The sequence below is a fragment of the Sphingopyxis sp. EU05-FHT14B03 genome, assembly GCF_058790875.1.
The window spans coordinates 1-6,273 of record NZ_JBYTDC010000009.1 but is presented as its reverse complement, the minus strand read 5'-3'; the positions used below and the strand labels follow the sequence as shown (position 1 = coordinate 6,273).

Sequence of the window (6,273 nt, the reverse complement as noted above, 5' to 3'; positions counted from 1 at the left end):
ATCCCCGGGATGAAGGGGTCCTTTTTGCACGCCGATCACCCCACGAAGGGGGTGCCTATTGCACGCTGATCCTCACCCTTTCTCGGGATTTTCGCTTCGATGCAGCTTTTGAACGGCCAAAAGAGCCTGCGGCTCAATCCGTGCTATGATACGCTTGTAATGGGGATGTTCGATGCGCTCGCTAAGCCTCGCTGTTTGCGGCCTTCTTCTCGCGGGGCCTGGCTTTGCTCAATCGCCGAACTGGTTGAACGCCCGGACGATCGAAATCGACATGAAGAATTTCGCTTTCGTTCCAGCCACGATCACGCTTCAACGCGGTGCTCCCTACCGCTTGCGCTTTGTTAACACGGCAGGGGGCGGCCACAATTTTGTCGCCAAGGCCTTTTTCGAGCAAGCCACTATTGACCCTGCCAGCCGGTCGACGATCAACAAGGGTGAGGTCGATCTGGGAGGCGGAGAAAGCGGGGACGTGCGCCTGGTTGTCAACCGGATCGGAACCTACGACGTGCATTGTTCGCACTTCATGCACTCGATTTTCGGCATGAAAGGCAAGATCGTCGTCCGGTGAGCGTCACTGGCTCGGCTCTCTTCCATGTCATGGCTGAGGACGTTCGGCGTAATGCAACGGCAAAGCCAACTCAGGCTCTGATAAGTGATCTCGTCGGGCTTCGTAACATTGCCGTAGTCCGTTTCGCTGGCCTCATATTTTAGAGAGCAAGCCAACGGGCCCGACAGCGACCACCCCGAAGGGCTATTGCGACGCACTCTCAAATCATCTATTGCGTTGGTTGAGAAAGATTCGCAAAAGGGCTGACTGTGAGAAATCTTGGTATCGGAACTGTGCTCGGCTTCGGGCTGCTCACCGTCCCGGCAATGGCCCAGGACCAGCTGCTATCGGGACCCGGCAGCACATCGCAAACGATCATCGTGACCGGCGTCCGGGACGGCTATCAGGTCGATGCGAGCAGCACCGCCACCCGCACACCGACCGATCTCAACGACGTCCCGCAAGCGGTCTCGATTATCACCGAGGCGCAAATCGACGACCAGGCGATGCGTTCGATCGCCGACGTGCTGCGCTATGTCCCCGGCGCGGTGATCTCTCAAGGTGAGGGCCACCGCGATCAGATCATCCTGCGCGGGAACAGCAGCACCGCAGACTTCTTCGTCGATGGCTTGCGGGACGACGTGCAATATTATCGCGGCCTCTACAATGCAGAGAGGATCGAGGTTCTGAAAGGTCCCAACGCGATGATCTTCGGGCGCGGCGGCGGCGGGGGCGTAATCAACCGCGTCACCAAGCGCCCTGTCGCCAACGCCTTCATCAGCGGCAGCGGTTCGGCGGACACATATGGCGCATGGTATGTCGACGCCGACATCAGTCAGCCACTCAGCGAGTCCGTCTCCACCCGGATGAACGCCGTTTACGAGGAGTTCCGAAACAATCGCGACTTCTATGACGGGCGCCGGGTTGCGATCAACCCGACCGTCGCGCTCTCGCTCGGCGGTGCGACTCGGATCGATCTGGGCTTCGAATATAACAGCGACAAGCGAACGATCGACCGAGGCGTCCCCTCGGCCGTTCAGGGCTCGCTGACGAGCCCGTCACGCCCGCTCACCGGCGCCCGCGACACCTTCTTCGGTGTGCCGGGATTCAACGTCAGCGATTTCGAGGCCAAGGTCCTGAATGGGCGCGTCGAGCACCGCTTCAGCGACAATCTGACCCTGACCAGTCGGGTCCTGTATGGTGATTACGACAAGCTCTATCGGAACGCCTTTCCGGTCACCCCGGTCACGTCGCGCGGCGGCGTCCAGAGCGTCGGCCTCGAAGCGTATAGCGATCCCACGACACGCAAGAACCTGCTCAACCAGAACGACCTTGTTTGGAGGGTCACCACTGGACCCGTCCGCCACGTGCTGCTCGCTGGCTTCGAAATTAGCGACCAGCGCACGCGCAACCAGCGGATCAACGGCTTTTTCGGGGGTGGTGATATCGTCAACGGGGGGCGGCGCGTCTTTGTCGGGTTGGCCGACCCGATCACGGTGCCGCCGGTCACGCTGCGCACCACTCCCAATACCGGCTACCGGTCAATCCGCACGAACGCCGACGCCGCCGCCTTCTATGTGCAGGACCAGATCTCGATCGGCGACCATGTCGATCTGATCGGCGGCGTTCGCCGCGACCGCTTCACGCTTAACGTCGACGACCTGGTTGCCGGGCAGAGCTATCGCCGGACCGACACGCTTTGGTCTCCCCGAGTGGGCGTGGTGCTCAAGCCGGTGCAACCTGTCTCGATATACGCCAGCTATAGCCGGTCCTTCCTGCCGCAGTCGGGGGATCAATTCTCATCGCTCGATGTCACCAGCGCCGCGCTGGAGCCGGAGAGGTTCGACAATTACGAGCTTGGCCTCAAATGGGATATCCGCCCGACGCTGAACCTGACCGCCGCCATCTACCAGCTTGACCGCACCAACACCCGCGCGGCCGACCCCAATGACCCCGCACGGACGGTGCTCACGGGCGCGCAGCGCAGCAAAGGGCTCGAACTCGGCCTTAGCGGCGCGATCACACCCCAGTGGCAGATCAGCGCGGGCTATGCGCTGCAGGACGCGACAATTCGCAAAACGACGAGTGCCGCCCCGGCCGGGCGCGAGGTTCCGCTGGTTCCCAAACAGCAGGCTTCGCTGTGGACCCGCTACGACCTCACCCCTCGCCTTGGGGCCGGGGTCGGGGTCTATCACCAGTCGAGGAGCTTCACGTCCATCAGCAACACCGCCATCCTGCCCGCCTTCACCCGCGTCGATGCCGCCGCATTCTTCAAGCTCACCCCCCAGATCGAGGCGCAAATCAACGTCGAGAACCTCCTCAACAGCAACTATTTCTCGTCCGCCTACAACGACAACAACATCATGCCCGGTGCGCCGATGACAGTGCGAGCGACGGTTAGAATGAGCTTTTAGACAAGGCGCCGGAGAGATGGATGTGAACACAGAGCGCGTAATCGAAGGCGCTGTGACGGGCGCGGCGGCGGGGTTGGTGGCCTCGTGGGTAATGTCCGAGTTCCACGAAGCCTGGAAAGCCGCTTCGGGCGATAGGGATGTCGGAGACGAGCCCAACACCGTCAAGGTGGCCGACGCTGTAACGGAAGCTACCGTAGGGAAACCGGTACCGGAGGGATATCGTGAGCCTGCGGGAGCAGCTGTTCATTACGGCTTTGGGGTGTTTCTCGGCGCTCTCTACGGAGCCGCGGTGGAGGTTCGCCCAGAGACCAGCGCTGGGTTCGGAACCGCCTACGGAGCGGCGGTGTCGCTGGTCGCCGACGAGATGGCGATGCCGGCGTTGGGCTTTAGTCCCCCCGCTTCGGAGGTCGCGGCTTCGACGCACCTGCGCGGCTTTGTCTCGCACCTAGTTTTCGGCGTGGCTCTCGAAGTGGCGCGGAGGCTCCTAATTGCGGGTGTCAGAGCAAAGATTGCCTAAAGCCGCACGCCCGCGACCTTCTCCGTACTCTTGCGTGTCAGACGCGTTGTCACTCTTCAGAAGTGACAACGGCGCGGTGGCCCGCGCCGTTGTGCATCCTAGTGGTTGTAACCATGCTCGTTGTACCGGCGCGCGTCGCGACGCGCATGACGTACTTCCCGGCGGTAGTCCCGACGGGCGTGCCGGTTCGAGGCGTAGCCATAGTTGCCGTAATTGGAATAACCGTTACCGTAACTGCTATGCCCTTGGCCTTGGTAAGAGCCGTAACTTCGGCCGTGACCCTGCGGTTCAACATAGCCATAGCCTTGGCTGTAGTAGCTCTGGTTCTGATACCCATGGCCGTTGGATTGGCCGGCATGGGCCGGCGGTTCGGCGAGGGCCGGTGCGGCTACGATGAGTGCCAATCCGGCGATCGCGAGCTTGAACATGTTCCTTCTCCACAACTACGCTCGTCGTACCGCGAGTGGCCGATCGGGCTGGAGAGATGTGTGCGCCGAACGTGCTGAACCGGGTTTGAATAGTCTCGGCAGCTCGCGTGAAGACGGGACGGAAGCACCTTACGCCGGGAACTCGTCTCAGCTCGGAAGTCGAAGCTTACCAGGCGCGCGGAGCCGTCCGCGGCACCCTTTTGCCCCTTTCCCCCATATCCTAAGCCGTTTCCCTCTCGCTGTCCTGCGGGCTTAAAGTCGGCTCCGCGGTCCGGCTTATGTACCTGATCCGGTGGCGGGCACCGGACGGGCTTTCCAGAGTCTTCGGGACAAACCCAGGCTGAGCACGACGGCGAATGCCGCCAGAACGCCGGGAAAGACGAACGACGCGACCCTCACCGTCAGGCCGGACTCTAGCTCCAGCTGGAGGAAAAGACGGCGGTCAGGGCATTTGAAATGTGGGGCGTCAAGGATTGCTCGGGCGCTTTTCGCAGGGTAAGTGCCGTCCCCTCAACGAGCTACCAGGCTCGACTCGGTGACGCGCTCATCCGTGCCCGCGCAATTTGAACGCTAACGTCATCGGAAATAGCAAACATCGCGCCGTCGCCCCAGCCCGTTCACTGGCCTCAGGCCGGCCTTGGGGGTGGGTTGATATCAAGGCGTGGCCGCCCGATTGGGCCGCCCTCATCGTTCTGAACGGGGGTTCTGCGACGGCGAGGCCGCGGAACCGCATCGATTGCCGGTCTGCGTGTCATCCGACCGATTTTGACCTCCCATAAAACAGGGAATTCGAACAGCGGGACGCGTTTGCCCGGCCTGTCTAGCGAGCTGCCAGCGATTGGACGCAATGGAAGAGTGCGCAGCCGCGTCCGGGGGGTGTGTGACATTCGCTCGCTTCGGACTCGAGGGGTGTTCACCGGCCGTGCGTAATGGATGTGAGGACGGCGGAGGAATGAACATGGACATGAATTTAGACAGCGCGTTGCGCCGCCTTGCCGAGCAACCGCTTCATCCACGGCTTGCTGAACTGGAAGGCGATGTCATGCGGTTGATCGCGGCGGAGCGGCGCGCGGGCGGCGGAGTTACGCTGCGATCCGGCATGCTGGCAGCGCTAGGCGCAGTCGCCTTGGGAGTGGTGGGCGGCGGATTGTCGTCCGCAGCGACGACTGCGCAGGTGCCGACGCTAACACCCTTCGGGCCTGCCATGCCGCTAGCGCCTTCGACCTTACTCGCGTTCCAGTGACGAGCGGCGCCCGGAGGACGATGCTGATCGCCATCGTCGCGTTCGTGGCGGCGGTCGCAGGCGTGTGGGCTGGACGTGAGTTATTCCCCTCCCCGCCAAGCCCGGGCGTTGAGCTTCACAGCTTGCTCCACGACGGGCTCGAGCTGGACGAAGCTCAACAGACCAAGCTCCAGATGCTGGAGTCTCACTTCACCGTTCGAAGGCGTGCCTTGGAGCTGGAACTCAGAGCCGACAACGCCCGGCTCGCCGCCGCCATCGAGGCCGAACATGGTAACGGGCCGCAGGTCGCGGCCGCCGTCGATCGTTCGCACGGCGCGATGGGTGAGCTCCAGAAGGAGACGTTGAACCATATGTTCGCGATGCGGCAGATCCTGCGGCCCGACCAGGCGAGGACGTTTGACCGCGCGGTGGTGAAGGCGCTGACCGCAGACGCGCGGTGAGCCTTGATCTCGCGGCCTGCACGGACGGCGAACTCGCCGCCTTGACGCTCGCCGGACGTCAGGCTGCGTTCGCTGAGATCATGCGGCGGCACCAAAGACCGGTCTACCGCCTGATCCGCTCGCATATCGGCGACGCCGAAGAGGCGCTTGACCTCACTCAGGAATGCTTCGTGGCCGCCTTTCAGAACTTGCGAAAGTATGACGGAGATCGGCCGCTCGCTGCGTGGCTGACCCGCGTGGCGATCAACAAGAGCCGCGACTGGCACAGGCGGCGGCGCATACGCCAGATACTATCGTTCGCCTCTTCGCTGCCGCCCGACACCATGGAGAGTGAGCGGGACGAGGCGCCGGGTGCCGACGCCATCACCTTCGATCGCGCAGAGCTCGCGCGGCTTTCGCGCGCGGTGTCCGAGCTGCCGGCCACGCTCAAGGAGACGCTTTTGCTGCGGACCGTGGAGGGCTTGTCCCAGGCGGAAACCGCCGCCGCGCTGGGGATCAGCGGAAAGGCCGTGGAGACGCGGCTCCGGCGTGCGCGTGAAAGATTATCGAAAATTCTCGACTTCGCGTGAGGGGATGAGCCTATTTGCGCGTAATGAAAGATAAGGTCGGGGGGGGGGGGGGGGGGGGGGGGGGGGGGGGGGGGGGGGGGGGGGGGGGGGGGGGGGGGGGGGGGGGGGGGGGGGG

At 63.1% G+C, this 6,273-nt stretch carries 7 protein-coding genes; 6 read left to right on the top strand and 1 reads right to left on the bottom strand.

Features of this window, described 5'->3' with window-relative positions; translation table 11 throughout:
* Positions 1-172: 172 nt before the first annotated feature.
* The 3 genes from AC3WS4_RS25220 (at position 173) to AC3WS4_RS25210 (ending at position 3,478) form a co-directional block, all read left to right on the top strand.
* Complete coding sequence (locus AC3WS4_RS25220; protein WP_197411996.1) at positions 173-568, top strand: cupredoxin domain-containing protein; 396 nt, start codon at positions 173-175, stop codon at positions 566-568.
* Between the two features lie 248 nt (positions 569-816).
* Positions 817-2,961, top strand: coding sequence for a TonB-dependent receptor (locus tag AC3WS4_RS25215; protein WP_231728233.1), 2,145 nt, complete (start codon positions 817-819; stop codon positions 2,959-2,961).
* 16 nt (positions 2,962-2,977) lie between these two features.
* Entirely contained in the window at positions 2,978-3,478 is a 501-nt protein-coding gene (locus AC3WS4_RS25210; protein WP_066551370.1) for a DUF1440 domain-containing protein, read from the top strand.
* Positions 3,479-3,576: 98 nt separating this feature from the next.
* On the opposite strand, the gene AC3WS4_RS25205 is transcribed toward AC3WS4_RS25210, so the two are convergent.
* Positions 3,577-3,906, bottom strand: a complete 330-nt coding sequence (locus tag AC3WS4_RS25205) for a hypothetical protein (RefSeq protein ID WP_125458964.1) — start codon at positions 3,904-3,906, stop codon at positions 3,577-3,579.
* Between the two features lie 952 nt (positions 3,907-4,858).
* On the opposite strand from AC3WS4_RS25205, the gene AC3WS4_RS25200 reads away from it, so the two are divergent.
* From AC3WS4_RS25200 to AC3WS4_RS25190, 3 genes are read left to right on the top strand one after another with little or no spacing between them, the layout of a single operon-like run.
* Entirely contained in the window at positions 4,859-5,149 is a 291-nt protein-coding gene (locus AC3WS4_RS25200) for a hypothetical protein (protein WP_231727568.1), read from the top strand.
* A gap of 20 nt (positions 5,150-5,169) precedes the next feature.
* Positions 5,170-5,589 carry a periplasmic heavy metal sensor gene (locus AC3WS4_RS25195; RefSeq protein ID WP_030541565.1) on the top strand — a complete coding sequence of 140 codons (420 nt, stop codon included), beginning with the start codon at positions 5,170-5,172 and terminating at the stop codon, positions 5,587-5,589.
* Positions 5,586-6,158: an RNA polymerase sigma factor gene (locus AC3WS4_RS25190; protein WP_004212943.1), complete on the top strand. Its 573-nt coding sequence runs from the start codon at positions 5,586-5,588 to the stop codon at positions 6,156-6,158. The genes AC3WS4_RS25195 and AC3WS4_RS25190 overlap by 4 nt, the downstream gene beginning before the upstream one ends.
* The last annotated feature ends 115 nt before the right edge of the window (positions 6,159-6,273 follow it).